Source organism: Flavobacterium aureirubrum (assembly GCF_038739835.1).
GTDB lineage: Bacteria > Bacteroidota > Bacteroidia > Flavobacteriales > Flavobacteriaceae > Flavobacterium > Flavobacterium aureirubrum.
This window is the reverse complement of sequence record NZ_JBCGDO010000014.1, coordinates 1-25,241: the sequence shown is the minus strand read 5'-3', so window position 1 is coordinate 25,241 and position 25,241 is coordinate 1. Positions and strand designations below refer to the sequence as shown.

The 25,241-nt window shown below is 34.6% G+C and carries 29 protein-coding genes and 4 pseudogenes; 28 read left to right on the top strand and 5 right to left on the bottom strand.

Annotated elements, in window-relative coordinates:
• Positions 1-45: 45 nt before the first annotated feature.
• The gene (locus WFZ85_RS10760; protein ID WP_342696300.1) at positions 46-1,167 is read right to left on the bottom strand and encodes a cysteine desulfurase family protein; all 1,122 of its coding nucleotides are present in this window, start codon (positions 1,165-1,167) and stop codon (positions 46-48) included.
• A gap of 88 nt (positions 1,168-1,255) precedes the next feature.
• On the opposite strand from WFZ85_RS10760, the gene WFZ85_RS10755 reads away from it, so the two are divergent.
• From WFZ85_RS10755 to WFZ85_RS10730, 6 genes are all read left to right on the top strand, one after another.
• On the top strand, positions 1,256-2,209 hold the full coding sequence (locus tag WFZ85_RS10755) for a hypothetical protein (protein WP_342696299.1): 954 nt from the start codon (positions 1,256-1,258) through the stop codon (positions 2,207-2,209).
• 12 nt (positions 2,210-2,221) lie between these two features.
• A complete protein-coding gene (bshC, locus tag WFZ85_RS10750) occupies positions 2,222-3,811 on the top strand; it encodes a bacillithiol biosynthesis cysteine-adding enzyme BshC (protein ID WP_342696298.1) in 1,590 nt (529 codons plus the stop codon).
• A gap of 98 nt (positions 3,812-3,909) precedes the next feature.
• Positions 3,910-5,076, top strand: coding sequence for a T9SS type A sorting domain-containing protein (locus WFZ85_RS10745; RefSeq protein WP_342696297.1), 1,167 nt, complete (start codon positions 3,910-3,912; stop codon positions 5,074-5,076).
• Between the two features lie 71 nt (positions 5,077-5,147).
• Positions 5,148-5,567: a nucleoside-diphosphate kinase gene (locus WFZ85_RS10740; protein WP_342696296.1), complete on the top strand. Its 420-nt coding sequence runs from the start codon at positions 5,148-5,150 to the stop codon at positions 5,565-5,567.
• 427 nt (positions 5,568-5,994) lie between these two features.
• Entirely contained in the window at positions 5,995-6,351 is a 357-nt protein-coding gene (locus WFZ85_RS10735) for a hypothetical protein (protein WP_342696295.1), read from the top strand.
• Between the two features lie 129 nt (positions 6,352-6,480).
• The gene (locus WFZ85_RS10730) at positions 6,481-7,110 is read left to right on the top strand and encodes an outer membrane beta-barrel protein (RefSeq protein ID WP_342696294.1); all 630 of its coding nucleotides are present in this window, start codon (positions 6,481-6,483) and stop codon (positions 7,108-7,110) included.
• Between the two features lie 50 nt (positions 7,111-7,160).
• Here the strand turns inward: WFZ85_RS10730 and WFZ85_RS10725 are convergent, their stop codons facing one another.
• On the bottom strand, positions 7,161-9,800 hold the full coding sequence (locus WFZ85_RS10725) for a valine--tRNA ligase (RefSeq protein WP_342696293.1): 2,640 nt from the start codon (positions 9,798-9,800) through the stop codon (positions 7,161-7,163).
• Positions 9,801-10,061: 261 nt separating this feature from the next.
• On the opposite strand from WFZ85_RS10725, the gene WFZ85_RS10720 reads away from it, so the two are divergent.
• On the top strand, positions 10,062-10,496 hold the full coding sequence (locus WFZ85_RS10720; RefSeq protein WP_342696292.1) for a DUF1573 domain-containing protein: 435 nt from the start codon (positions 10,062-10,064) through the stop codon (positions 10,494-10,496).
• Positions 10,497-10,530: 34 nt separating this feature from the next.
• Here the strand turns inward: WFZ85_RS10720 and WFZ85_RS10715 are convergent, their stop codons facing one another.
• Positions 10,531-11,868 carry an aspartyl protease family protein gene (locus tag WFZ85_RS10715; protein ID WP_342696291.1) on the bottom strand — a complete coding sequence of 446 codons (1,338 nt, stop codon included), beginning with the start codon at positions 11,866-11,868 and terminating at the stop codon, positions 10,531-10,533.
• A gap of 127 nt (positions 11,869-11,995) precedes the next feature.
• Here WFZ85_RS10715 and WFZ85_RS10710 point away from each other — a divergent pair, with 127 nt between their 5' ends.
• The 5 genes and pseudogenes from WFZ85_RS10710 to tnpA all read left to right on the top strand — a co-directional run bounded on the left by WFZ85_RS10710 (position 11,996) and on the right by tnpA (position 15,059).
• The gene (locus WFZ85_RS10710) at positions 11,996-13,192 is read left to right on the top strand and encodes a pyridoxal phosphate-dependent aminotransferase (RefSeq protein WP_342696290.1); all 1,197 of its coding nucleotides are present in this window, start codon (positions 11,996-11,998) and stop codon (positions 13,190-13,192) included.
• 264 nt (positions 13,193-13,456) lie between these two features.
• A pseudogene (locus WFZ85_RS10705) lies at positions 13,457-13,981 on the top strand (DpnI domain-containing protein); the annotation flags it as partial.
• Positions 13,961-14,224: a hypothetical protein gene (locus WFZ85_RS10700; RefSeq protein WP_342696356.1), complete on the top strand. Its 264-nt coding sequence runs from the start codon at positions 13,961-13,963 to the stop codon at positions 14,222-14,224. The pseudogene WFZ85_RS10705 and the gene WFZ85_RS10700, both read left to right, overlap by 21 nt.
• Complete coding sequence (locus WFZ85_RS10695) at positions 14,221-14,421, top strand: hypothetical protein (RefSeq protein ID WP_342696289.1); 201 nt, start codon at positions 14,221-14,223, stop codon at positions 14,419-14,421. The genes WFZ85_RS10700 and WFZ85_RS10695 overlap by 4 nt, the downstream gene beginning before the upstream one ends.
• Positions 14,422-14,597: 176 nt before the next feature.
• Complete coding sequence (gene tnpA / locus WFZ85_RS10690) at positions 14,598-15,059, top strand: IS200/IS605 family transposase (RefSeq protein WP_342696288.1); 462 nt, start codon at positions 14,598-14,600, stop codon at positions 15,057-15,059.
• Between the two features lie 94 nt (positions 15,060-15,153).
• Here tnpA and WFZ85_RS10685 read toward each other — a convergent pair whose 3' ends face one another.
• Positions 15,154-15,633 (bottom strand): DNA N-6-adenine-methyltransferase, encoded by a 480-nt coding sequence (locus WFZ85_RS10685; RefSeq protein ID WP_342696287.1) that lies wholly within the window; start codon positions 15,631-15,633, stop codon positions 15,154-15,156.
• A gap of 105 nt (positions 15,634-15,738) precedes the next feature.
• On the opposite strand from WFZ85_RS10685, the gene WFZ85_RS10680 reads away from it, so the two are divergent.
• The 16 genes and pseudogenes from WFZ85_RS10680 (at position 15,739) to WFZ85_RS10600 (ending at position 24,845) form a co-directional block, all read left to right on the top strand.
• Positions 15,739-15,897, top strand: coding sequence for a hypothetical protein (locus WFZ85_RS10680; RefSeq protein ID WP_342696286.1), 159 nt, complete (start codon positions 15,739-15,741; stop codon positions 15,895-15,897).
• A 552-nt stretch (positions 15,898-16,449) separates the two neighbouring features.
• Positions 16,450-17,319 (top strand): AraC family transcriptional regulator, encoded by an 870-nt coding sequence (locus tag WFZ85_RS10675; protein ID WP_342696285.1) that lies wholly within the window; start codon positions 16,450-16,452, stop codon positions 17,317-17,319.
• A 62-nt stretch (positions 17,320-17,381) separates the two neighbouring features.
• Positions 17,382-17,876 (top strand): hypothetical protein, encoded by a 495-nt coding sequence (locus WFZ85_RS10670; RefSeq protein WP_342696284.1) that lies wholly within the window; start codon positions 17,382-17,384, stop codon positions 17,874-17,876.
• A gap of 1 nt (position 17,877) precedes the next feature.
• Entirely contained in the window at positions 17,878-18,324 is a 447-nt protein-coding gene (locus tag WFZ85_RS10665; RefSeq protein WP_342696283.1) for a hypothetical protein, read from the top strand.
• A gap of 288 nt (positions 18,325-18,612) precedes the next feature.
• Complete coding sequence (locus WFZ85_RS10660) at positions 18,613-19,053, top strand: hypothetical protein (protein ID WP_342696282.1); 441 nt, start codon at positions 18,613-18,615, stop codon at positions 19,051-19,053.
• Between the two features lie 336 nt (positions 19,054-19,389).
• Complete coding sequence (locus WFZ85_RS10650) at positions 19,390-20,250, top strand: carboxypeptidase-like regulatory domain-containing protein (RefSeq protein WP_342696281.1); 861 nt, start codon at positions 19,390-19,392, stop codon at positions 20,248-20,250.
• 360 nt (positions 20,251-20,610) lie between these two features.
• Positions 20,611-20,883, top strand: coding sequence for a hypothetical protein (locus WFZ85_RS10645; protein WP_342696280.1), 273 nt, complete (start codon positions 20,611-20,613; stop codon positions 20,881-20,883).
• Positions 20,884-20,885: 2 nt separating this feature from the next.
• Positions 20,886-21,287, top strand: coding sequence for a hypothetical protein (locus WFZ85_RS10640; RefSeq protein ID WP_342696279.1), 402 nt, complete (start codon positions 20,886-20,888; stop codon positions 21,285-21,287).
• 89 nt (positions 21,288-21,376) lie between these two features.
• A pseudogene (locus WFZ85_RS10635) lies at positions 21,377-21,511 on the top strand (tyrosine-type recombinase/integrase); the annotation flags it as partial.
• A 137-nt stretch (positions 21,512-21,648) separates the two neighbouring features.
• Complete coding sequence (locus WFZ85_RS10630; RefSeq protein WP_342696278.1) at positions 21,649-22,278, top strand: T9SS type A sorting domain-containing protein; 630 nt, start codon at positions 21,649-21,651, stop codon at positions 22,276-22,278.
• 265 nt (positions 22,279-22,543) lie between these two features.
• Positions 22,544-22,726, top strand: a complete 183-nt coding sequence (locus WFZ85_RS10625; protein ID WP_342696277.1) for a hypothetical protein — start codon at positions 22,544-22,546, stop codon at positions 22,724-22,726.
• Positions 22,695-22,925: a hypothetical protein gene (locus tag WFZ85_RS10620; protein ID WP_342696276.1), complete on the top strand. Its 231-nt coding sequence runs from the start codon at positions 22,695-22,697 to the stop codon at positions 22,923-22,925. Before WFZ85_RS10625 ends, WFZ85_RS10620 begins: the two co-directional genes overlap by 32 nt.
• Positions 22,926-23,184: 259 nt before the next feature.
• Positions 23,185-23,568, top strand: coding sequence for a hypothetical protein (locus WFZ85_RS10615; RefSeq protein ID WP_342696275.1), 384 nt, complete (start codon positions 23,185-23,187; stop codon positions 23,566-23,568).
• Positions 23,569-23,597: 29 nt separating this feature from the next.
• A complete protein-coding gene (locus WFZ85_RS10610; RefSeq protein WP_342696274.1) occupies positions 23,598-24,065 on the top strand; it encodes a PEGA domain-containing protein in 468 nt (155 codons plus the stop codon).
• A gap of 106 nt (positions 24,066-24,171) precedes the next feature.
• A pseudogene (locus WFZ85_RS10605) lies at positions 24,172-24,294 on the top strand (integrase); the annotation flags it as partial.
• 131 nt (positions 24,295-24,425) lie between these two features.
• Positions 24,426-24,845: a hypothetical protein gene (locus WFZ85_RS10600; protein WP_342696273.1), complete on the top strand. Its 420-nt coding sequence runs from the start codon at positions 24,426-24,428 to the stop codon at positions 24,843-24,845.
• Between the two features lie 60 nt (positions 24,846-24,905).
• Here the strand turns inward: WFZ85_RS10600 and WFZ85_RS10595 are convergent.
• Positions 24,906-25,241: pseudogene (locus tag WFZ85_RS10595) on the bottom strand (hypothetical protein); the annotation flags it as partial.

Here is a 25,241-nt window from a genome sequence, read left to right as displayed (position 1 = left end):
ATCTATTTGGTTTTACCCACATAATTCGTGGTAAAACCATAGTTTTTAAATCTCTTTCAACACTTCCACCAAGTAATCAATATCCGCTTTGGTATTATAATGACAAAACGAAATACGCAAACTTGGTTTTTTCAAATCATCTTCCGAAAGCATTTCGGCTAACACATGTGATGGTTTTAAACTACCGCTTTGGCAAGCACTTCCTCTAGAAACCGCAATGCCTTTCATATCAAGATTGAATAATATCATGGTCGTTTTATCCTCCGAAAAAGGCAACAACACATTCAATATATTATAAAAAGTAGTCGAAGCGTTTTCTCTGGCTTCAGGGAAAGCAGCTTGAAGCTGTTGCAAACAATAACTTTTCAAATCAGCAATATAATCCCTTTCTTCATTTATATTTTCATAGGACAATTCCAAAGCTTTAGCCATTCCAGCAATTTGATGGACGGCTTCAGTTCCGGCGCGCCAACCTTTCTCTTGTTCGCCTCCAAATAACATAGGTTGCAACACCAAACTTTTCCGCACAAAAGCAAAACCAACGCCTTTAGGTCCGTGAAATTTATGAGCGCTAGCCACTATAAAGTCAATAGGGATTTCTTGTAAATCGATTTCTGTTTTTCCAACAGACTGAACTGTATCGCAATGAAACAACGCCTTGTTCTGATGACACATCGCTCCTATTCGGTTGATGTCATTTACAACGCCCGTTTCGTTATTCACGTGCATCAACGAAACTAAGGTAATAACCTCAGCAACCAGTAATAAGTCTAATTGGGCATAATCCAGAGTTCCATTTGGTAAAACACCAACATAGTCCACTTGAATACCAAATTCTTCTTGTAAAGCCAATACCGTATACAAAGTAGCATGATGTTCTACTTTGGAAGTAATAATTCTTTTTACACCATAGTCTTTCACAGCACTTCGCAATATCCAATTGGTAGCCTCAGTTGCGCTACAGGTGAATAGTATTTCCTGCGATTTACAATTCAAGCATTTTGCAATTGTTTTTCGTCCTGTTTCAATAACCGCTTTGGCACTTCTACCAACGCTGTGTGTGGACGAGGGATTTCCATAATCTTGTTGCATAATTTGAACCATCTCGTCAATAACTTCCTGACGAATGGCTGTTGTAGCGGCATTATCGAGATATACTTTTTGCATAATGCAAATATAAAAGTACAATCCTAATTAAATGATAAAAGATAAATTTTATAGCGTAAAAAAGTTATTTTTGCTTAAAAATGAACAGATGAAACCAATTTTTTTAATGCTATTGCTGTTTTTTATTACCGCTGCTTGTGACGATGGCGATTTAACTGTAGAAACTATAGACTTTTCTGAAGTGAATGCCCAAAAATGCCCCCAAAAAGAGATCATATTAAAATTAAAAGATACTGAAATGCTGCTGTTGGAGATACCATCCTCAGAATTTGAAAGTGATATCACACCAGAGGATGAACCAACACTAGTGCCATTAAGTGAAACTATTAAAGTTACTTACCGACAATACAACGGAACGGTTAGCTCCAACAACATTTGTCTTGAAGTACCTCTTGCAACTCCAATCGTAACGGAAGAATGGACTGCCACATCGGGAACTATAGAAATTACCACCACTGCTGTAAAAAACGTCAACACTACCACTAATGCCACCAGAATTACAGGTTATAAACACAATATCGTTTTTAGAAACATCACTTGGCAAAAACCGAGTGGTCTACAAGTAGAAAGCGAATTTGTTTTTGGAGACTATACCATCCCAGTAAGTGCTTTGGCTTTTGGTTTCGATGAAGAATTGGAAAAGAGTACTTGTGATAATCGCATCTTTGACTTTAACGGCGGCGAGGCATTTATTTTAGATATTGACGACTTCGGCTCACTTTTTGAAAATGTGGCAACCACAACACCAAGAACAGCACTAATTAGTAACGACAACAAGTTAACATACAAACTTTTTTCTAATACTATTAGTACTTCGTACTTCTGTACAACGCCAACACCAGTACTACCTGTAGTGAACCAAGAATGGAATGCAATTAATGGTGTGGCTGGAGTTAGTGGCATAATAGAAGTGACTACGACACAATCTGGAAATAGCTTTATACATACCATTCTTCTCAAAAAAGTAACTTTGAAAAAAGGACTTAGTGATTTTTATCTAGGCGATGAGTATTTGTACGGTAGCTTAATAACCAATCCCTAATCTAAATTTCAAATGCCAACCGATTGTATAAGCTACCAAAATTCAGGATATTTTTCAAAATTAATTGTCGATTATTTAGATGAAAAACCAGCGTTAAAAACTTTGTACAATCGCTTTCCAACGATTACCAATTTTAAAAATCAAATACACGAAAAAGAAAAAAACTATCCCATCGCGAACAGAACTATTCTTGTGGATGCCCTAGAAAAACAATATCAAGGGTTTGAAATTTCAAATGCAACCAAAGAGAACATTAAACTACTCGCGGATACAAAAACATTTACAGTAACTACCGGACATCAATTAAATCTATTTACGGGTCCGCTCTATTTTTTATATAAAATTGTTTCTACCCTCAATCTTTGTCAAGAGTTAGAAAAAACGTATCCTGAGTATAACTTTGTGCCTGTTTACTGGATGGCTACAGAAGACCACGATTTTGAAGAGATTAATTATTTTAATTATAAAAACGTAAAAATCAATTGGCACACAAACAGTGCTGGTCCAGTTGGAAGACTTGCTACTAATGGATTAGAAACTGTATTGGATACTTTCAGTTCTGAATTAGGCATTAGTGATAATGCGACCTATTTGAAAAACCTATTTGAAAAATCGTATTTGCAACACGACAACTTGGCTGCAGCAACCCGTTATTTAGCAAACGAACTTTTTGGCAAAAAAGGGTTAGTAATTCTCGATGGTGATGATGTGTGCTTAAAAAAACTTTTTGTTCCTTATGTCAAAGAAGAAATAGTAAACAAAACTTCCTTTGAAACTGTCAATAAAACCAACGCCAATCTAAATGGCTACGGTATTCAAGTAAATCCCAGAGAAATCAATCTTTTTTATATTGAAGATGAGTTGCGAGAACGGATAATTTTTGAGGACAATAGCTATAAAATAAACAACACTAATTTAGCATTTACAAAAGAAGAACTGCTCACAGTACTAGATCAAAATCCAGAAAAATTTAGTCCCAATGTCATCCTGCGACCTTTATATGAAGAGGTTATTCTCCCTAATTTGTGTTACATCGGTGGTGGTGGTGAAATTGCTTATTGGTTACAACTTAAATCAAATTTTGAAGCCAATAATATTACTTTTCCCATACTATTAGTGCGAAATTCAGTACTCTTAGCCACCGAAAAACAAATCCAAAAAGCAGATAAACTGGCACTTACTTGGTTAGATTTGTTCAAGAACCAACAAACCCTATTCAATAAAAAAACGCAAGAACTATCACAATTTACACTTGACTTTTCGGAGCAAAAAGAAACGATTCGAAAACAATTCGAAAAACTAAATACCATAGCTACTCAAACCGATAAATCCTTTTCGGGTGCCGTTAAAGCGCAAGAAATCAAACAAATAAAAGGTTTAGAAAATCTTGAAAAACGACTACTCAAAGCGGAGAGAAAAAAGTATGCCAACCAACTCGATCGCATCATCGTACTTCAAAACGAATTATTCCCCAACCAAGGTTTACAAGAACGCCATACTAATTTTGCAGAATTTTATGAAGAATATGGTCCTATTTTACTTCAAAAAATAGAGTCGCAATTAAAACCACTTGAGCAAAATTTCACGATTATTACCCTATAAATCAATAAGTTTTCAACACGAAAAGGTTTGCGGTATTTTTTTTTAGTCTTGACACAAAAACAATCATTATATTTATAATGAAAAGTAAAACTTTATACATGAAAAGAAAATTACTCTCCTTGACCACCTTATTTTTGGTAATTATTGCCAGTCATGCCCAAACAATTTCAATAGTTGGTGATGGCGTTAACGGTTGGCCACCTAACTTAAATGGACCAGAAATCACACTTTCTACTACCGATAATATTACTTATACAATTCCTAATTTGACAGTAACGACAGGTTTTGTAAAATTTAGACAAGATAATTCGTGGACTACCAATTGGGGAGGCAATACTTTCCCCAACGGACAAGGCACTCAAGATGGTCCCAATATTCCAACCACAGCCGGAACTTATGATGTGACATTCAACAGAAGTAATGGCACTTATACCTTTATCGGGACATCCGCTTTTCCTAGTATTGGAATTTGGGGACCAGCTGTAAACTCACAACAAGGTTTCGCCGCGCCCGATGTTGATATGGCAACTAGCGATGGAATTGTTTACACCCTTTCTGGTTTTAATTTTAGCTCAGGTAATGCATATTTTCGGCAAGATAACGCCACTAATTTTGTTTGGGGTAATCCCGTTTTTCCTGCTGGAACTGCTGTTTTAAATGGTCCAACGCTATTCATTCCTGGTGGTGAATGGTTTGTTACTTTTAACCGAATTACAGGTGAGTACAGTTTCAATTATCCTAGCGTCGGAATTTTAGGCACAGCGCTAAATGGCTTTACAAGTCCCGATACCGATTTAACAACCGATAACGGTTTTATTTATACCATTTCAAATTTAACACTTACGGATGGTGAAGTCAAATTTAGAAAAGACAACCTTTGGACCACCAATTGGGGTGCCACTGATTTTCCTGCAGGAACAGGAACCCAAAACGGTCCCAATATTCCAGTTACTGCTGGTACCTACACGATTGAATTTGAAATTACTTCGGGTAATTATATTTTTTCCAATACGCTGGCAACAGCAACTTCAACTCGTGAAAAAGCCAAAATTTATCCCAATCCGTCGAACAATAGTTGGAATGTCAGCAGTGGTACAAGTATCGATAGTATTGAAGTCTATGATATTTTTGGTAAATTAATACAAAGCCATGCTGTTAACAGCAACCTATATAGCCTTGATGGAAATGGACTAAGCAGCGGAGTTTATTTTATGAAAATCATGATTGGTTTAAATTTTACTATACAAAAAATTATTAAAAATTGACCTTCGTTCTACTTTCAATACTCGGTTAAAAGCATTAGTTTTGCACCAAATTTTAAAAAACAAATAAAAAAATGGCAACAAATAGAACTTTTACCATGATTAAGCCTGATGCAGTTGAAAACGGACACATCGGTGGCATATTGAATATGATTACAGAAGGCGGTTTCAGAATTGTAGCAATGAAATTGACTCAACTAACCGTCACTGATGCTCAAAAATTTTATGCAGTGCACGCGGCGCGCCCATTCTTTGGTGAGTTAGTTGAATTTATGACACGAGGTCCAATTGTAGCAGCTATTCTTGAAAAAGAAAATGCAGTAGAAGATTTTAGAACCTTAATTGGTGCTACCAATCCTGCTGATGCTGCAGAAGGAACAATCCGTAAAAAATATGCTACTTCTATTGGAGAGAATGCAGTTCACGGTTCTGATTCTGATGAGAATGCCGCTATCGAAAGTGCTTTTCATTTTGCTGGTAGAGAGCAGTTTTAGTAAAAAGTGTTCAGTATTCAGTCCCGAAGTGTCGGAAGTTAGCAGTGTTTAACTTGTTAATTATATATTTTATCAAATCCCGTTCATTAGGTTGAATGGGATTTTTTTTCCACTCTTTACCATTCTCGTGCAGGCGAAAATTCATGTCTAACCACTAACGCGATCATCTTACTTGTGCCTACAAACAATCCTCCAACTCCACAAACTATCCCAACTTTAAGGCAACAACCCAACAAAAAGTTAAAATAAAACCAACAAATATAAAATCTTTTAACTTTGATACTAAGTAGTTGCTCAATGGCTCTCGACTATTAGCAATAAAAAAGAAGCAAATTACTCCTAGTTTCAGTAAGGAATTAGTGCGGGTCTTTTGTTAATAAAATAAATCAAAACCAAAAAAAAATAAATAATAACTAAACATCATAAAATGAAAAAACTGATTATACTACTCTGTGCTGTATTCTTCACCCAATATGACCTGTCCGCTCAAGCTGAATTTGAATTGAACCCTTCCCAAAGTATGTCTATAACTGGAAAAGGACCAGGACAAGATGCAACAAAAAACCCTTATGACGGACAAAATTGCTTTGCGATAGTTGAAAATATTGGTAAAAGGGAATTTTCTATTAGAACACAACAAAATGGAAAAATTATAGAGATTATACCCCTTAAAAACGGCGAAACCAAAAAAGTAAAACTGCTTGTAGGATATGAATTGTATTTAGACACCAATTCAAAAGGAAAAGCTAATGCTAAAGTAACATTCGAAAAGATGACCGAGTAACCCAACTCCACAAACTCTTAATACATTTTTTATCAAATCTCAATCATTTGTTTCAATGGGATTTTTTTATTTATTTTGTATGAATTATACGTCTATTACTATTTTAATTTAAAAATCAACAAATTTCTTATGAAAAAATTATTGCTTACCACATCGTTACTTTTAATTACTGTTGTATCCTTCGCCCAAAACACAAAAGAAGCAAATGAAAGTAAATTAGAGTTCGTAGCCACCGGAAAACTGGGATGGGCTAAAATAAATCAATCTGGTTTTGTGACTTTAAATGCCAATTCTAATGCTGGCGATTTGTTATTATCCTATAAATTGGGTAAAAATTGGGGGTTATCCTCTGGGGTTAGTTTTATGGAACTAAATACTAACCTTACTCAAAATGGAGCTACGGCAAGTCTACAAAATTCCTATTTGCAAATTCCACTAAAAATAGGAGGTGATTATGTTATGTTTAACATGGATCAATCAAATTCAAAAATATTTTTAAATGTAGGTGCTGGATTTTATGCTAGCACATTGCTAAAATCAGAACTTCAAACCATTACTGCAAGTACTACTACAAAAAACTTAGGTTGGAATTATGGTATAGTTTTTAATACCGGGGTTAAATTTTTAATTTCAGATAAAACGAGCATCGGAATTGGATTTGAAAGCCAGGGTGACCTGAGTAAAATGAAAAAAGACGGCGTAGAACGAAAAGTTGAACAGCTTAATTCGATCTATTTCAGCTTTGGGTTTAAGTTTTAATTTTTACTCATAAAAGATGAAATCCTGTTTTGAAGAAAGCAGGATTATTTTTATTGTAAACTCTTTAAACTTTGCTCAATAGTAGCAATCTTCGCCAAAGCATCCGACTCTTTTTTACGTTCGTTGTCTATCACTTGTGGTGGTGCACCAGCCACGAATTTCTCGTTGGCTAGTTTGCCTTGTACACTGCGAAGGAAACCTTGGGTATATTTCAGTTCTTCGGTAAGTTTCGCTATCTCGGCAGCAATATCAATGTTCCCCGAAACAGGAATAAAATACTCATTAGCATTCACTCTATAGGTCAACGCGCCGTCAATCTTATCAGTAATGTATTCCAAAGAAGTGATGTTGCCTAGCTTCAGAATTACACAATCAAAATAGGAAGAAACTTTTTCGTTATTCACCACTTTCAAATCGATAGCCTCTTTCATGGCGATGTTTTTGTCTTTGCGGATGGTTCTTACTCCGGCAATTACTTCGGCAGCAAAATCAAAATCGGTAATAAGTTTTATATCAAAAGAAGTCATCGTTGGATATGTTGCAATAATCAACGCCTGCTCTGGAGTACGCGTGGCAATGTGTTGCCAAATTTCCTCAGTTAAGAACGGCATGAACGGATGTAACAGTTTCAAGTTGGCCTCGAGCATCTCAATCGCTTTGTTAAAAGTAACATTATCAATGGGCTGTTGGTATCCCGGTTTAATGATTTCTAAGAACCATGAACAGAAATCATCCCAAACCAATTTATAAATACTCATCAGCGCATCAGACAAACGGTATTTCTCAAAGTGGTCTTCAATTTCTAATAACGTTTGTTGCAACTTGGCTTCATACCAGGCAATAGCGACTTTGGAACTTTCGGGTTGCGGAATATCGGCTACTTCCCATCCTTTGATTAATCGGAAGGCATTCCATATTTTATTGGCAAAGGCTTTACCGTTGTTACACAATTCTTCATCAAACATAATGTCATTACCCGCAGAAGCGCTCAACAGCAACCCTACTCTAACGCCATCGGCGCCAAATTTTTCAATCAGTTCCAACGGTTCAGGAGAATTCCCTAACGATTTCGACATTTTACGACGCTGTTTATCCCGCACTAATCCTGTCAGATACACATTGCTAAATGGCTTTTCGCCAGTGTATTCATAGCCTGCAATAATCATACGAGCTACCCAAAAGAATAAAATATCGGGACCCGTAACTAAATCATTGGTTGGATAATAGTATTTAAAATCTTCATTTTCGGGTTCCATAATTCCTCCAAAAACAGCAATTGGCCACAACCAAGAGGAAAACCAGGTGTCAAGAGCGTCAGAGTCCTGACGTAAGTGTTCAGTGTTCAGATTTAAGTTGGCAGTTTTGACTCTAGCTAATTTAACAGCTTCTTCAATGTTTTCGGCTACAACAAAATCTTCTTTACCTCCCGAACCTTCGGGACCAAAATAATAGGCCGGAATTTGTTGTCCCCACCACAATTGACGTGAAATGTTCCAATCGCGGATGTTTTCCAACCAATGACGATAGGTATTGTCAAAACGAGACGGATACAGTTTAATCTCTTTGGTTTCCAATACCGCTTTGATGGCTGGTTTTACCAAATCTTCCATGCGCAAGAACCATTGGTCAGACAAGCGTGGCTCTATCACCGCTTTGGTTCTCTCGGAAGTACCTACTTTATTGAGGTGGTTTTCTACTTTTTCTAACGCATTTATATCTTCTAGTTCACCTGCAATTTCTTCTCTCACCACAAAACGGTCTTTTCCTTGATAGTGCAACCCAAAACTATTCAGCGTAGCGTCATCATTAAAGATATCGATAATTTCGAGATTGTGCTTTTCGCCTAATGCTTTGTCATTAATATCGTGTGCGGGAGTTACTTTCAAACAGCCAGTACCAAATTCCATATCCACATACTCATCAAAAATGATTGGGATAAGTCGGTTACAGATAGGAACAATTGCTTGTTTGCCTCTCAAATGCTGGTAGCGTTCATCATCAGGATGAATGCAAATAGCGGTATCGCCCAAGATGGTTTCTGGACGTGTCGTGGCAATGGTAACAAACTCACTACTGCCTTCAATTCGGTATTTCAAATGGTATAATTTCCCTTGACGTTCTTCATAAATCACTTCTTCATCAGACAAGGTAGTTTTGGCTTCTGGATCCCAATTGACCATTCGGTAGCCACGGTAGATTTGTCCTTTGTTATATAAATCCACAAACGATTTGATAACTGAAGCTGACATGTCGGCATCCATTGTGAACTTGGTTCTATCCCAATCACAGGAACAACCTAGCTGCTTTAACTGCTCTAAAATAGTACCACCATATTTGTTGGTCCAATCCCAAGCGTGCTTGAGGAATTCCTCACGAGTCAAATCGTTTTTGTTGATACCTTCGCTCTTCAGTTTTGCCACCACTTTAGCTTCGGTAGCAATCGACGCATGGTCAGTGCCTGGAACCCAACACGCGTTAAACCCTTTTAATCGTGCACGTCGAATCAATACATCTTGAATAGTGTTGTTCAGCATGTGTCCCATGTGTAACACTCCAGTCACATTAGGTGGTGGAATAGTAATAGTGTATGGCTTTCTATGGTCGGGTTTAGAATGAAAATAGTTGTTTTTCATCCAGTAGTCATACCATTTTTTCTCTACGGCAGCAGCATTAAATTGAGCGGGAATCATATAATATTGGATATAAGATTTTTGATATTAAATATCAGATTTTTGAATTTGATATTGTAATTGCGATTGATATTGATTTTGATATTGCTATTGACATTGTAATTACACTTGTCATTGCCATTGAATTTGCCATTGGCACACCTTTTGTAAACTCAATGGCAAAAGTAATTAATAAAGACTTTAGAAAAAATTAAGAAGTAAATATTTGTCTATTAATTTAAACACTGTATTTTTACTAAACCAAAACTAAAATTGTAACCTATGAAAAAAATAGTACTTATTGTGGCTGTCCTTATAAACGTTGCCGTTTTTGCCCAAGTGGGACCGAAAATTGAGTTTAAGGACAAAGAAAATACCATCGATTATGGTAAGGTAAATAAAGAGGATGACAACGGTGTGCGCACTTTTGAATTCACTAACACAGGCGATGAACCATTAATTATTACCAATGTGCAATCTACTTGTGGATGTACTGTGCCTTCCAAACCTACAGAACCTATTGCGCCAGGACAAACGGGAAAAATTGATGTGAAATACAATATGAACCCTGGACCCATTAGAAAAACAATCACGGTGGAAACCAACGCAGTCAACGCAGAACAAGGTCGTGTAGTATTAAAAATTAAAGGCGAAGTAGTCGTGAAACCGGTAGAAAACCTACTGGAAAAAAAGATCAAAAGTCCGATGATGCAATAAACAGAAAGTCCCAATTATTTTTTGGGACTTTTTTTTATATAATTTTTTTCAGCTGAAATGTATACCGAAAAACCTTGGTATTTCGCTCGACCTCTATTTCAATAGTTTTACCATCTTCCGATTTTAACAGCTCATTAATTTTTTCGATAGACAAATTATTAGTTTTCTGTCTGTTAATGGCTATGATTTTATCATTACTTTTTAATCCCGACAGTGCTGCTGGTGAGCCAATTCGAATAGTATAGATTCTAAAAACGGGTTTGAGTACAAACTTTATTTTTAGATTGTCTTGCAAACGCGCCTCTGGAGTATACCCGTTATAAAATGTCTTGCCTTTGTTGACAGTATCGTCATAAGTTTCTTTAACCCACTCCAATCCATCATGTTGGACTTCTATCCCACTCATGTTAAAATTAAAAGGAGCAGTAACAGTAGCATTAGGCTTTGTATATAACTTGCCGTTGGGATAGTCAAAAACAACTGTAAATCGCGTAAAAACCTCGCCACCTAAAGAACCCGACCTATTAAAAACAAATGTAGCGGTGTTTACTGAAGTCGAGTCGGGAAAAGTACCAATAGGATTCTCGAACGTCTTTGCCCCAAATACAAAACTCGAAATGCGTCCTCGTTGTCCATAAACATTACCGCTAAATCCTCTCCCCAAAAAATCGTCAATCGTTTTCTGAGGTAATGACGCGGGACTAAACTTGTTTTTAAACAACCAAATTGCATCGCTGTTGCCCGTATCAAGTAACAGTTTTGAAGGATAGACAGCGGTGCCATTAGTTACAACATTAGAAACATAATAAGGCTTATGATCTTCAATAGCGATAGTATCTTTAGTAAAATTCCGTTCTAATTTCTTTTTAAGTTTTTTATTTAATGAAGAATGAACAATCACTTTTTTCTTCTCATAATTAATTTCAACGGGATAATCTTTAAAAAAATTATAGCCAATAATTCCATTTACAGGGATGCCCACTTGAGAAGAGAAATTAAAATCTTGATCCAACACCAAATACAGCTCGTGACTTTCATCGATATAACCGTTACACTCCATTTTGTTTTGTGACGATTTATAAGCTTCAATAGCTTTGTTACTTCCTAAACCACCGATATTGATTTTTTCTAGATAAAACAAGCTCACCTTTTCTTTATCGTCTAAACTGAAAAGGAGCGTTTGCTCCACGCCCGTATCTAGCAGAAAAGTAAGTGTTTCGCCATTGAGCGTAACCGGAATAAAAATCAAATTATTAATAAGCTGAAACGGAATGGAGACCGACTTTTTATTCTTCTTAAATTGAAAATTAGATTGGCCATGACCCGACACAAAAATCAGCAAGCACAGGCACAACCCCAAGAAACATTTCATTAGCATGGATTTGGCATAAAATTAAGTAAAAGAAAAATCAGAAATCATATTTTAACACTATTTAAAGCAAATATTCGATGGTTGACAAACTAAAATTGTCGAAATTTGCACATTAAAAAAAAATACTATGCCTAAGATATCACTTAAAGGGCAACACATGCCCGAGTCACCCATCAGGAAATTGGTGCCCTATGCTGAGATTGCCAAAAAGAAAGGTCATAAAGTCTATCACTTAAACATTGGTCAACCCGATATTAAAACCCCAGAAGTGGCTTTGAATGCGGTTAAAAATGCCGATATTAAGGTGTTAGAATACAGTCACTCCGCTGGTTTTGAAAGTTATAGAACTAAATTATCTGCCTATTATAAAGCACACGGTTTGCCTATTGATACTGCCGATATTATCATTACAACAGGTGGTTCAGAAGCTTTGCTCTTTGCTATGGGAAGTACCATGGATACGGGCGATGAAATCATCATTCCCGAACCGTTCTATGCCAATTATAACGGGTTTTCCACCGCATCGGGTGTCACTGTAGTTCCAGTTATTTCTACTCTTGATGAAGGGTTTGCCTTGCCTCCTATCGCGGCGTTTGAAAAATTAATCACCCCAAAAACTAAAGCCATCTTAATTTGTAATCCGGGAAACCCAACAGGTTATTTGTATTCTCAGGAAGAAATTGGGCAATTGGCCGCACTAGTGAAAAAACACGATTTGTTTTTAATAGCCGACGAAGTTTACCGAGAGTTTATTTATGATGAAAACGACAAACACCATTCAGTGATGAATGTTCCCGGATTAGAAGAACATGCTATCATGATTGACTCGGTGTCTAAACGCTACAGCATGTGTGGTGCGCGTATTGGCTGTCTTGTCTCTAAAAACAAAGCAGTAATGGCTACCGCGATGAAGTTTGCACAAGCGCGATTAAGTCCGCCTACTTATGCTCAAATCGCTAGTGAAGCCGCACTAGAAACGCCACAAAGCTATTTTGACGACGTGATTGCCGAGTATAAAGAACGCCGCGACACACTGGTAAGCGAGTTACAAAAAATTGAAGGCGTACAAGTAGCGGTGCCCAAAGGAGCGTTTTACTGCATTGCCAAATTGCCTGTAAAGAATGCTGACGACTTTGCGCAATGGCTACTAGAAACCTATGATAATGACGGCGAAACTGTAATGGTAGCACCAGCAGCAGGTTTTTATTCGACACCCAATGTGGGGTTGGACGAAGTTAGAATTGCTTATGTATTAAAAAAAGCCGATTTAATTCGTTCTGTTGCTATTTTAAAAGACGCTTTAACGGTTTATAACCGAGACTAAATTATTCCCATTTTTTAGTTGGAACGCTGCTCTTTGGAGTGGCGTTTTTTTTTTAATGCAGAGGAAGTAAAAATGATGTCCATTAATTTGTCATACCGTCAAAGAATGCATCTTAGCTAACTAAAGTAGACCATTCATTAATTTATTCTTACCCCTATACTTTTAAAACAACTATTGTTATATTAGCAAAAGATTTAAAAAACTATGCAAGCAAAACCATTTTTGAAATGGGCTGGAGGAACAACTTTATGTTAGACAATAAGAATGAACTTAAATTTTAATATTGATTTAGCTGGAGGATACAAAAGCAATTCACAGATTGCAAGAGTTTTAACTGAAAATTGGGTTAAAGAAAATTCATATTGTCCAAACTGTGGTCAATTACCATTAAACGATTTTGAAAATAATATGCCTGTTGCAGATTTCTATTGTTTAGGTTGTGATGAAGAATTTGAACTAAAAAGTAAAAACGGAAAATTAAGTTCTATAATCAATGATGGTGCATATGAAACTATGATTAAGAGGATTACTTCGGATACAAATCCTAATTTCTTGTTTTTGACTTATGACAATAATAAAGTGGATAATTTTTTAGTAATTCCAAAACAATTTTTCATCCCAGAAATAATTATTAAACGAAAACCATTATCTATAACAGCTAAACGAGCTGGTTAGATTGGTTGCAATATTGATATTTCAAAAGTACCAGAAAGTGGAAGGATTTTCATAGTTGAAAATTCAAAAATAATTGAACAAGAAAAAGTACATATTAAATTAAAAAGCACTGATTTTTTAAAATCTAAAAGTTTAGAAGCGAGAGGTTGGATATTGGATATTTTAAATTGTGTTGAAGAAATTAAAAAGCAATCATTTACATTAGACGAATTATATGCTTTTGAAAATAAATTAAAAATAAAATATCCAAACAATAACCATATCAAAGATAAAATCCGGCAACAATTACAGTTTTTAAGAGATAAAGGATTAATAGAATTTAACGGCAGAGGTAATTATAGAAAAATTGAAATATGAAAAAATACATATTCATCACACCCGAAGGCAATACAACCTCACCCAATGGAGATGATATTGAAAATATGCAAGTTATAGGTATTGTTGAAGATGTCATCAATCAAGATGAAGCATTAAAAAAACTTCTAATTGAAAATGAATGGATCATTGATGCCCAATTCAATATTGCTGAATTCATTTGTTATGAAATAAAATAATCCCGTAGGGATTAAATATCGGTTGCAACGGGTTTCGACCCATGGAAATATAATCAAACAAAACAAATCCCGTAGGGATTAAATACGGGTAGCGCAGGGTTTCAACCCTGTCGGAGGGTTTCAACCCATTAGATAAAAATAACAAAATTCAAAAATCCCGTAGGGATGATATAAAAATGGCAAACACCTACACACAAATCCACATCCAATTTGTTTTCGCGGTCAAATACCGTGACGGATTAATCCATTCCTCATTCAAAAACGAATTATACCAATACATCACTGGAATAACAAAAAACAACAATCATAAATTAATTGCCATCAATGGCATGTCTGACCATATACACCTATTGATTGGAATGCGACCCACGCAAACCATCTCCGATTTAATGCAGGATATTAAAGCAAGTTCATCCAAATGGATCAACGAAAAGAAATTTCTGAAAGTAAAATTTGAATGGCAAGAAGGTTATGGAGCATTCTCCTATTCAAAATCCCATGTTGATTCAGTTATAAATTATATTAAAAATCAGGAACAACAACATGCTAGTAAAACATTTAGAGAAGAATATCTACATTTTTTAAAAATGTTTGAGGTTGAACATGATGAAAAATACATTTTCAAAGACCCAATATAAACTATAACATCCCTAATGGGATTTATTATGCTGCATGCATTATTTTATGGATGCATTAAAATACATTCCTACCCATATTAAATCCCTAACGGGATTATTTCAATGCCAAAAATCGCCCTTCAATACCACAATCTTTTAGCACTTTGGCATTCTCCTTTCCATAAGCTATAAAGACACTTGGAGCGCCAGGCGTTCCACCCTGAACCCCAGAAACATGATAAAATCGAATTCTTCCTTTAACAAACAGAATAGCATCAGCATCATTCCAAATATGCTCAAAAAAACATTTCGTTTCCGTTCTTGCAAAAATCAAAGCAATACCGTTGCCGTGAAACTTTAATTTCTCCATCCACAATTCCATTCCTCTGCCATAGGGCGGATTTAGATATACTCTCCCAAACCATTCTTTAGCCAATCCATCATCTAGAGTAGTAAAATTATGTTTTGCATGCACAAACGGAGCATTGATGGGACTGCATGGGTCCAAATCAAACTCACCCAAACAGGCAACCAATTCAGGCGGTGACAACCATTCTACTTTGGTATTCTCGCAACGTTCAAAAGAAGTATTCATACTATTTATTTGTTGCAAATATTGGATCAATATTTTGATTAAACAAACATAATATGATCATTTTCAGTAAATTAGAAGATATTTTTTATTTGTAATTAAAACTACTTGAAAAACAGAAAACTAGAAATTGAAGATACAGCCATTGCCAAATTATATCAAGAAAAAGTTCAAGGCTTCAACACCAAGAAAGAATTGGCACTATTTTTAATCAAGGAACCAGCAGCAGATTACAGCCCAGAGTTGGACTTCAAACTAAAAACTTAAAACAACTACCAAAACCATATCGTACCTACCGCACTTAAAAAAACGGCTACCTATATACTTCCCACAATAAATCCTTATCGGGATAAAAAAACGCAACTGACGGCTATATTGTCACCCTGAACTTCTTGGAGGGTCGCACGGTTGCAAATCAATCAGAAAATTAAAATTCATTTATTATTTAAGCACTATTTCAACGGCTATCGGAATATGATCGGATATTTTTTTAGCATGGGCTAAGCTTGGAAAGTCTTGATAAAAGTGAATAGCCGTCGCACCCCGCTCGCGCGGATTTGCAATCCGTGCCTGCCAGCCCCGCTACCACCCAAATCCCTTCGGGTAGTTTTAAATGAAAAAATAAAAATTGTGCAAACTTACAGGCTGGTTTTCTAACAAGTTTTTTAGTATATTTGAAAAAGAGATTACCTCGACTGTTAGCTATCGCTCGGATGTGAAGGTTTTTTCACAGTCTGACGTTAGTGGCAATGGTAGGACGACCCCGAAACGAGCAAGAAACATCAAAAAACAATCAAATGACAATGGTATTTTTACAGAATGAGAACAGACACCAAAAATTCATATCTTGAAAGTATAAATAAGGCAATTGCATTCATAGAAAGTAATTCGACAACTGACATCCAACTCAAAGACATTGCTACACAGGCAAATCTTTCGCAATATCATTTTCATCGGGTTTTCAAATCGCTAACTGGGGACACTACAAAAGACTTTTTAACAAGGCTTCGACTTGAAAAAGCAGCTTTAAAATTAAAACATTCACAAAACGATATTGGACAAATTGCTTTTGATTGTGGCTATCAAAATCACGAAACATTTACAAGAGCATTTAAAGACTATTTTGGACTGACACCATTAGAATATCGAAATTCAATAGCAGAACTTACGACAAACAAACAAAATGAATACGGAAAAGCAAATATTGACTTAAATGCTCTCAATGTTCAAGGTCCAGTTATCAAGACAATTCCCGATTTGCATCTTGCTTATATTAGACACACAGGTTCATATGACAAAGTGGGCAGTTCCTTTCAGAAACTTATGTTTTGGGCTGCAACTCATTTGGTTTTAAAATTAAAGCCAGTAACTATTGGCATTGTTCACGACAATCCCGACCTAACAGCAGAACAACACATTCGTTTTGACGCTTGTGTCTTGCTTTCCAAAGAAATAAAACCAAACGGAGAAATTGGCTATAAAAGAATTGAAGGCGGTAAGTTTGCGGTCTTCACTTACAAAGGAGCATATGATGGATTTTATCCTGTTTACGACTATATTTATAATGTTTGCTTGTTTGACAACAAGTTTGATTTAGCCGACAAGCCTGCTCTTGAATGGTATATTAAATCGCCACCGTTTAATAAGCCTGAAAATTTTGTAACTGATTTTTATGTTCCAATAAAATAGCAAAAAACGTCAAACAACTTTTGAAAATAAAATAGAAATTTGCAGAATAAATAATCTTTAAAATGAAAAAAATGATGACTTATTTGCTTATTTCTATTGTTGCAATCATTGCAATCGTATTGATATTTGGGCTGTTTCTGCCCAAGGAGAGAACATTTACAAAAACGGCTGTGCTTAATTCAGACGTAACGAAAGTATTCAACATCGTCACTGATTTTAAAAATCAAACCTCTTGGAGAAATGATGTTAAAGAAATTATAGTAATTGACAATAATACTTGGACAGAAGTCCCCAAAAAAGGAACAGCTATTACTTTTAAAGTAAAGCAGAAAGTAGAAAACGAAATTTTTGAAATTGTAATCATTGAACCAAAAAACTTCAACGGATATTGGATAGGCACTTTTAAACAAACTAAGGTAAATCAAACAGCCATTGAATTTAAAGAAGTCATTACAATTTCAAATCCATTTTTCAGGACACTATCTTATTTATTTGTAGATTTTGATAAGACGATGGACTTATATCTTCAAAATTTAAAACAAAAATTAGGCGAATAATATGGCAAAGAAAAAAACGTGGTTGGATAAACTTAAAGAGACAAAGCAACCGCATATCGTAAAATTAGAAAAAGCATTTGCGGGTATACCAGCAGGAAGCCGCTTGTTTATACCATCACCAAAATTGATTGATGAATATATTCAACACATAGGTTATGGAAAACGAATTGATAGTAAAGCTATGCGAAATGACCTTGCTTTGGAGCATAATGCTGACTACACTTGTCCTGTAACAACAGGTATATTTTTACGAATAGTAGCGGAAGCAAATTTTGAAAAATTACAGCAAGGAAAAAGTTTAGAAGAAATCACACCCTTTTGGAGAGTTGTAGAACCCAATTCTACATTATCTAAAAAACTTACTTTTGGACAAGAATTTATTGCAGACCAAAGAGAAGCAGAAAAGATAAATGACTACATTGGCAGACAAGAAAACCACAGCCACTAATCAAGTAGACGGCTCCGCCAGAAACTGACGGAGTACCAACCGCTACCACCCAAATCACTTCGGGTAGTTTTAAATGAAAAAATAAAAATTGTGCAAACTTACAGGCTGGTTTTCTTACAGGTATTTTAGTATATTTGAAAATGAGATTACTTAGTCTGTTCGCTATTGCTCGGGTGTGGAGGTTTTTTCATGGTCTGACGTTGGCAGAAACCGCAAGAAAACCTGTAAACATGGAACATTTTTAAAATTTAAATAATTAATCCTTTGCTTTATTCGCTATATATTTCTTTGCAAAACACAGCGCCAATAGAAGAAGAATTCAATCTATTTTTGTTTGCCATACTTATTCTGGGAATTATATTTATTTGTATCAGCGTACTAATTGCACTTTTAATAGCAATATTATGCCTATTTGCTATTTTCGGTTTTATTTTAGTTGGCGCTATTTCTACTTCAATACTTGTTGGTATAAATAAAAAATCATTTACTTCAGGATTTAAGACATTCGTAACCGTCTTCTCAACTTTTGCATTTGGGATAATTGGAATTGGTTCATTTTGGTTTTTAAATAAATTACTTCATTGGTGGAGCGAAACAAAAGCAATAACAATCGGTTTAAGTCTCGGTCTGATTAGTGGTTTAGTTACCGGATTAATTTTGGCATTTGTAATAAAAAAATTATCAACTTTATTAAAAGCCAAATTGGAAAGGAAAAGCGGCATCTGCTAATCGAGTAGACAGCTCCGCCAGAAACTAACGGAGTGCGCTTTTGATGGTACTGAGCGGTTGCAAAGCTGCGCCAGCGGGTTTGAGGTGCATACAAGAATTGCTTGGACATACTAGTAGCAAAACTACCGAAATTTATACACCTGTTAGTACAAAAAGTATTCAATAAATAAGAAGTATGTTTGATGATTTGTAGGAAATAATTTTTAAATTTGAAGAACAAAAAAATCCAAAAAGATTTGCCTATCACTCCTTTTTAGATGGTAAAAGCGAAATTAGTTTTGGATATATGCAAGTTGTGCGTCATTTTAGCCGAACGAAACAGAAAATCAACAAATTATGAAATTATATATTATTCTTTTATTAGCAATATCAATTAATTCTTTTTCCCAAGACAAAACAATAAACGGAGAAATAAAAGATGCAGAAAACAAAACTTACTTACAATATGCAAATATCGGAATTTCAAATAAAAATACAGGAACTGTATCAAATTCTAACGGGAAGTTTTCATTAAAACTTAATGAAAGTATTAATGAAAATGATTTGGTAACATTTTCTTATGTTGGTTATCAAACTAAAACAATCGCAATTTCTAAACTTAATCTTTTAAATAACGTAATTGAATTAGAACCAGAAAAGAACCAATTAAATGAAGTTGTAGTGAAATTTGTAAAACCAAAACCAAAAATACTTGGAAGAAATTCAAAAGGTTTTGGACTTATGCACACTAATTTTTATACTTATTACGAAAAAGATGTTGACGACCGATTGAGTAAAGAAATCGGAATGAAATTCAAACTAAAAAAAGATTGCAAAATAAATGATTTAAATTTCAACATAACTTCTAATGAATTTAGTTCTCTAAAATTTAGGTTGAATTTTTATAAAATAGAAAATGGATTTCCAACAGAACTTATTGTCGAAAAAGATATTGTTTTTGAAATCAAAGATGAATTTAAAGGTTGGTTTTATTTAGACTTAAAACCATATGATATTTATTTGGATAAGGAAACAGAAGATATTGCAATTACAATTCAATGGGTTGAAAGCAAAAAAGCAAACGAAAAAAGCAAATATTTTGGAATATCAACGGCAATGTCAGCGACAGAAACAAGCTTTTTCAGAGAAAAATCAATGGATAGTTGGAAAAAAAGTGGACAAAGTTTAAGTTTTTACTTTAATACAATGTGTAAATAAATAAAAAAAAGAACGCACAATCGAGTAGACGGCTTCGCCAGAAACTGACGGAGTGCGCTTTTGATGGTACTGAGAGGTTGCAAAGCTGCGCCAGCGGGTTTGAGGTTTATACAAGAATTGCTTGGACATACTAGTAGCAAAACTACCGAAATTTATACACCTGTTAGTACAAAAAGTATTCAATAAATAAGAAGTATGTTTGATGATTTGTAGGAAATAATTATATATTTGGAGTATATACGCTACTGCGTAGCGACAATCTACCCGAATATGGGTGTATAGTTGCTACTTTGTGGCGGGTGTATAGAAGTTAGCGGCAACCCTAAGACGACACAATAAACTCGAAACTGACGACAAGAAATGAACTACAAAATCGTAACAATCTTATTGACAATTTTACTCATCGGACTGGTGATTACGACAGCAATTCTTGACCAACATAAATCAAATTGGGTTTGCGGACCTGTTCTCATTTTGCTTGGACTTGTTTTAGGAATTGTTCAACTTATTCTTGCTCGTATCACCATTACAACAACAAGACAGAAACTTAAAATAACACTCTTGATTTTTAGTGGGGCAATTTTACTTTTCTATAGTTGGGGCTTTATTAACTTCTTGACAAAATGTAGCTGACAATGTTTGTTTCAACTCTTCTTTTAATTCCTTGGATTGTTTTTGGGTTCAAACACCCAGAAAATAATTTTTTAGGTCTGAGACAGACAAGAAAATCTCTGCTAACATTACTAATAGTTGAAATAGCATACTTCACGATACTTATTCTTTTGCTTGACAAGCCCGACCCAAATGTTGCAGGACAAGGAAGTTTCGCTTGGATGTATATGTTTTTATACGAAAAAGGAATTTTTCCTCTCTTGACAATAACTGAAAACTTTAATCCTGTTTCAGACGCAATAATTGATAAAGACTATAAGTGGTTATATTTGCTAACAGCTTTATTAATGGACTACATAATTTTAAAACTCATTAGTCCGACAATCTTTAACTTTAGAAAACAAAGGAATGAAAACGACAGATAGAAGGACAGCAGCTAATCGAGTAGACGGCTCCGCCAGAAACTGACGGAGTGCGCGTCTGAGGGTACTGAGCGGAAGGTGGTTAGAGGTGTTTACTTGAGAGGGGTACAGATTTGAGGTACATTTTAGAGTTGCTAGGTCATAGTAGTAGTAAAACAACTGAAATTTATACTCATGTTAGTACGAAAAGTATTCAACAAATAAAAAGTCTTTTTGATGATTTATAATAAAAAGAAATTATATTTTTGAAGTAAATACGCTATTTAGTAGCGACAATCTACCCTAATATGAGTGTATAGTCGCTACTTCATAGCGACTATATGCAAGTTGGCAGAAACCTTAGAAAAACTGAATGAGAAACAATATGAAAAATTTAATAACCTTTACTGTCTTACTAATCAATTTTGTAGGTAACTCACAATGTTTAGCTCCTTCGAATGTTAATCTAATTAATAATATTATATTTTCAAATACCGCAGAATTGAGTTGGACTGAAAACGGAAATGCAACAAGTTGGGAAATTGCAATAGTTCCTGATTTTAACGTTGGTTCGACAATACCAACCAACGGATGGATTGTGGCTTCAAGTAATCCGTTTACAATTACTGGAATTCCACCATCATTCGTATGCTATGCGTTTTTTGTTCGTTCAGTTTGTTCATCAACAGATGTTAGTAATTGGACTGGTGCAAGTACTTCAGGTTGTTCAATAACAGCTTATAATTGGTTTTTAACTTTATCTAATGAAAATTTTATCCCAAATTCTGACACTGATAATTTGCAAATTTTCCCTAACCCAACAAAAAATATTATAAACATAAAAAATATCACCGAAATAAAAAAAATAAAAATATTTGATTATTTAGGAAAAGAAGTTTTAACACAAACTGAAAATAATAATGAAATTAATGTAGAAAATCTTTCCAAAGGAATATACTTAATAGAAATTAATTCAGAAAACCAAAAAGTATATAAAAAATTCATAAAAGAATAAGTGAAAAAATATAAAGGCATCTGCCAACAGCGGTTCCTATGTAAAGCATCATAAAGTTATTAACAACTTTGAATAAGGGTTATATGTCCCCGCTTCCGCGCTAATCTCTTTACATGGTTTTAAATAAAAAAATAAAAATTATGCAAGCTTACAGGCTGTTTTTCTTACAAGTATTTTAGTATATTTGAAAAAGAGATTGTGGAGGTTTTTTCACAGTTTGACGTTGTGTGCAATTTATTAAAGACTGCTAAGAATTAAAATACTTATGAAAAAACTATATTTATTATTTCTACTCATTGGAATTTCTTGTGTTGGTCAACAAGAATTACCTATTAGCGAAACGTACTTGTATAATGAAACATATTGGGAATTACAACCTCGAAATGTTTTAATGAAAAGTATAACTGCAACAGAAGATGGAATTTTTTTTTACAACTGTCAAAAATGAAAACACAAGATTGTTTCTGTGGGATGAATGGACTAAATTGGATAACAAATATACTTTACAAATTAGAGGTAGAGCTTTATATGTAATTGAAATAGAAAATGAAAAATTAAGATATATTTTTATGACATTTGAAGCTTTAGAAGGTGATAAAAATATTGGCTATGAGAAAAAGTTGCTCAAGTATAAATTTGTAATTTAAAAACCACTGATAACAGCGGTAACTGTTGCACCACCCTCCAAAAAACTATCCCGAAGTTTCGGGATTAAAATAATTTTAAAAATTGAGCTTGTTTATTGGGAAGTGTTATGACTTTAAGTGAGGTTAAAAAATAGGTTTTTTACTTTTCTTACAGGTATTTTAGTATATTTGAAAAAGAGATTGTGGAGGTTTTTTCACAGTCTGACGTTAGCAAACATATTTGAACAACGAACAGAAACAAAAAGCTTAATTTAAAACTATGAAGAAAACTTTGATTATTGCAATTACCTTATTATTAGTAAGTTGCGGAGCACACGTTAAATCCAGTTTTAGCGAACAATTAAAACCATTAACAATTGAGGATAAAGTAGCCTTTCTTGACTTAAAACATCAAGTACCAGAAAATTCAAAAAAAATTGGCAATGCAAGATTTGGAGATAGTGGTTTTTCAATAGATTGTGATTTCAACACTAATTTAATTAGTGCAAGAAAACTTGCTCGTGCAAATGGAGCAAATATAGTCAAAGTAATAAAAAAATCGACACCCGATTTGTGGAGTACTTGCTACAGAATTACGGTTGAATTTTATTATTATTCTGGAGATGTAACCAAATTAGAACAATATCAATTACAAATTAATTAAATTATTACCTAAACTAAATTCTTTTTAAAATGAGAAAAACAATTATTTCTTGCTTATTAGCATTAACATTATTATCAAGTTGTGCAACAATAATGTCAGGTTCAAAACAAAATGTAAAATTTGCTAGTAATCCAAGTTCTGCAACTATTTATATAGATGAAGTTGAAGTTGGAAAAACACCTTTTGAAATGAAACTTGCAAGAAAAAGTGAACACGAAGTTATGATTAAATTAGAAGGCTACCAAACTTACCAAACCACTCTAACAAAAAAATTTAATGGTTGGTTTGTTGGAAATATTTTAATTGGTGGTTTAATAGGAATTATAATTGACCCAATTACTGGTGCTATGTACAATCTAACACCGAAAGAAATTAATGCAGAAATGAATAAAGGAACAGCTTTTAATTATAAAAAAGGAGAAGTATATGTTGCAGTTGCTCTTGAAATTGACCCAAATTGGAAAAAAATTGGACAACTTGAAAAAATAAGCAACTAATCAAATAATACGTTTGCTAATCGAGTAGACGGCTCCGCCAGAAACTGACGGAGTGCGCCTTTGACGGTAGTGAGTGGATGGTGGTTAGAGGTGTTTACTTGAGAGGGGTACAGATTTAAGGTATATTTCAGAGTTGCTAGGTCATAGTAGTAGTAAAACAACTGAAATTTATACTCATGTTAGTACGAAAAATATTTATCAATTTAAAAGCCCTTTTGATGATTTGTGATACAACTTTTATTTCTATTTTTGAAACAAATACGCTATTCAATAGCGCCTATCCACCCTGTTTTGGGTGTATATGCGCTACTTTGTAGCGGGTATATACAAGTTAGCAGTAATAACCAGACACATCTACTTATGAAAGGAAATATAATAATTATTATTAGCTTTATAATTTTAGGGTGTAAATCAGCAGAAGAGCAAAGACTTCAAGATGTATCAATGATAGAAGTAATTGCAAATCCTAAAAGATTTCATAAAAAACATATTCAGGTTCAAGGTTATTTCACAAATGAAACAAAAGGAACTGCAATTTATTTTTCTAAAAGTGATTTTCAAAATATGATATACAAAAATGCCATATTTATATACATATCAAACGAAGATATGAAAAGATATAATCTTCCGCCATCACAGGGATATGTCACTTTAATTGGCATTTACAATAAAGACAAAAAAGGTACATATAATTTTTATAGTGGAGGTTTTGATAAAATTTTAAATATCGAAAGAATGTATAAAAAAGATGGTGTCAACGATGAATATAATCCGGAATAATAAAAGTTACTACTGCTAATCGAGTAGACGGCTCCGCCAGAAACTGACGGAGTGCGCCTCTCACACCACCGTACGTACGGGTCTCGTATACGGCGGTTCGCAAAGAGATGGGTTGAGTTGGATGTGTAATTCGGTTAAGGAAACATAACCTCTTTTCTTCAAGCGTTGCAAAGTAATGGTTGTGCCTAGAATAGGACTTTGTGCAATTGCCCAACCCCCTTTTACTCACGCTTTATTATTGTTTTTTTGGTGTTCGTGAATGCAGAGCATTTCGAGTTCTGCTCCATGCGTAGGCATGGTCTTGGTCGACACCCAATCGTATAAGATTTTTTCTCTTTCGCTCGGGTTTCTTCCAATGGTGCCAAATGCAGTAGCGAAGTCGGTTTCTTAGCCAGC

Coding starts and splice junctions, on each gene's coding strand:
- WFZ85_RS10710 (WP_342696290.1), top strand. CDS start 11,996: ATGCCTAAGATATCACTTAAAGGGCAACACATGCCCGAGTCACCCATC.
- WFZ85_RS10640 (WP_342696279.1), top strand. CDS start 20,886: ATGTTTGTTTCAACTCTTCTTTTAATTCCTTGGATTGTTTTTGGGTTC.
- WFZ85_RS10725 (WP_342696293.1), bottom strand. CDS start 9,800: ATGATTCCCGCTCAATTTAATGCTGCTGCCGTAGAGAAAAAATGGTAT.
- bshC (WP_342696298.1), top strand. CDS start 2,222: ATGCCAACCGATTGTATAAGCTACCAAAATTCAGGATATTTTTCAAAA.
- WFZ85_RS10650 (WP_342696281.1), top strand. CDS start 19,390: ATGAAATTATATATTATTCTTTTATTAGCAATATCAATTAATTCTTTT.
- WFZ85_RS10615 (WP_342696275.1), top strand. CDS start 23,185: ATGAAGAAAACTTTGATTATTGCAATTACCTTATTATTAGTAAGTTGC.
- WFZ85_RS10730 (WP_342696294.1), top strand. CDS start 6,481: ATGAAAAAATTATTGCTTACCACATCGTTACTTTTAATTACTGTTGTA.
- WFZ85_RS10600 (WP_342696273.1), top strand. CDS start 24,426: ATGAAAGGAAATATAATAATTATTATTAGCTTTATAATTTTAGGGTGT.
- WFZ85_RS10610 (WP_342696274.1), top strand. CDS start 23,598: ATGAGAAAAACAATTATTTCTTGCTTATTAGCATTAACATTATTATCA.
- WFZ85_RS10755 (WP_342696299.1), top strand. CDS start 1,256: ATGAAACCAATTTTTTTAATGCTATTGCTGTTTTTTATTACCGCTGCT.
- tnpA (WP_342696288.1), top strand. CDS start 14,598: ATGGCAAACACCTACACACAAATCCACATCCAATTTGTTTTCGCGGTC.
- WFZ85_RS10720 (WP_342696292.1), top strand. CDS start 10,062: ATGAAAAAAATAGTACTTATTGTGGCTGTCCTTATAAACGTTGCCGTT.
- WFZ85_RS10695 (WP_342696289.1), top strand. CDS start 14,221: ATGAAAAAATACATATTCATCACACCCGAAGGCAATACAACCTCACCC.
- WFZ85_RS10740 (WP_342696296.1), top strand. CDS start 5,148: ATGGCAACAAATAGAACTTTTACCATGATTAAGCCTGATGCAGTTGAA.
- WFZ85_RS10620 (WP_342696276.1), top strand. CDS start 22,695: ATGGAATTTTTTTTTACAACTGTCAAAAATGAAAACACAAGATTGTTT.
- WFZ85_RS10670 (WP_342696284.1), top strand. CDS start 17,382: ATGAAAAAAATGATGACTTATTTGCTTATTTCTATTGTTGCAATCATT.
- WFZ85_RS10675 (WP_342696285.1), top strand. CDS start 16,450: ATGAGAACAGACACCAAAAATTCATATCTTGAAAGTATAAATAAGGCA.
- WFZ85_RS10745 (WP_342696297.1), top strand. CDS start 3,910: ATGAAAAGAAAATTACTCTCCTTGACCACCTTATTTTTGGTAATTATT.
- WFZ85_RS10760 (WP_342696300.1), bottom strand. CDS start 1,167: ATGCAAAAAGTATATCTCGATAATGCCGCTACAACAGCCATTCGTCAG.
- WFZ85_RS10645 (WP_342696280.1), top strand. CDS start 20,611: ATGAACTACAAAATCGTAACAATCTTATTGACAATTTTACTCATCGGA.
- WFZ85_RS10735 (WP_342696295.1), top strand. CDS start 5,995: ATGAAAAAACTGATTATACTACTCTGTGCTGTATTCTTCACCCAATAT.
- WFZ85_RS10630 (WP_342696278.1), top strand. CDS start 21,649: ATGAAAAATTTAATAACCTTTACTGTCTTACTAATCAATTTTGTAGGT.
- WFZ85_RS10625 (WP_342696277.1), top strand. CDS start 22,544: ATGAAAAAACTATATTTATTATTTCTACTCATTGGAATTTCTTGTGTT.
- WFZ85_RS10665 (WP_342696283.1), top strand. CDS start 17,878: ATGGCAAAGAAAAAAACGTGGTTGGATAAACTTAAAGAGACAAAGCAA.
- WFZ85_RS10715 (WP_342696291.1), bottom strand. CDS start 11,868: ATGAAATGTTTCTTGGGGTTGTGCCTGTGCTTGCTGATTTTTGTGTCG.
- WFZ85_RS10685 (WP_342696287.1), bottom strand. CDS start 15,633: ATGAATACTTCTTTTGAACGTTGCGAGAATACCAAAGTAGAATGGTTG.